This window comes from Vibrio sp. 10N.222.55.C6, assembly GCF_041473395.1.
GTDB lineage: Bacteria > Pseudomonadota > Gammaproteobacteria > Enterobacterales > Vibrionaceae > Vibrio > Vibrio crassostreae_C.
This window is the reverse complement of record NZ_JBFRSD010000170.1, coordinates 1-549: the sequence shown is the minus strand read 5'-3', so window position 1 is coordinate 549 and position 549 is coordinate 1. Positions and strand designations below refer to the sequence as shown.

At 44.3% G+C, this 549-nt stretch carries 1 protein-coding gene; it reads right to left on the bottom strand.

Features of this window, described 5'->3' with window-relative positions:
- On the bottom strand, nt 1-549 hold a 549-nt coding region (locus tag AB4486_RS23090), incomplete at both ends, for a VCBS domain-containing protein (protein ID WP_372118842.1).

The window sequence follows — 549 nt, the reverse complement described above, 5'->3', positions numbered from 1 at the left end:
GTCTACATCTGTAATCACAATCTGACCGGATGTCACTAATTGATTGGTGATTTCATCTACATCAATGTCCTCAGTCACACTGCCCGAGTCATCAGTAGCCACAGCTACATCATCAGTACCAATTATCGTTACTGTAATGACTTGTTCGCCTCCATCGGAGGTTTGTACTGTCGTCGAGTCTTGAATTTGCTCACCATCCGCAAGCTCATCATAAGGACTGTTGGCCACGAAGGTCCAAGTACCATCTTCGTTTACAACAAAAGTACCGAGATCATTATCCCCAGCGACCTCTTTAACAATAAAGGTAACGTCTGGGTCTTCACTCGTTAAAGCGCCCCCAGTTTCAATAGGTTCATCCTGCTCAAACTCAATAACATTAGTTTCACCTGAAATAAGCGCAAAGGCGATAATATCAAAAAGAGCAAGACTTTGAGTTTCCGACAGACCTTGAGACTCAAACCCGTCAGTTTCAAAATTTGTGGCAGCTTGAGTTTCAGCCCCAGTACGTTCAATCCTACCGCTGTTGGTCAAACTAGAACCTTCCTCACC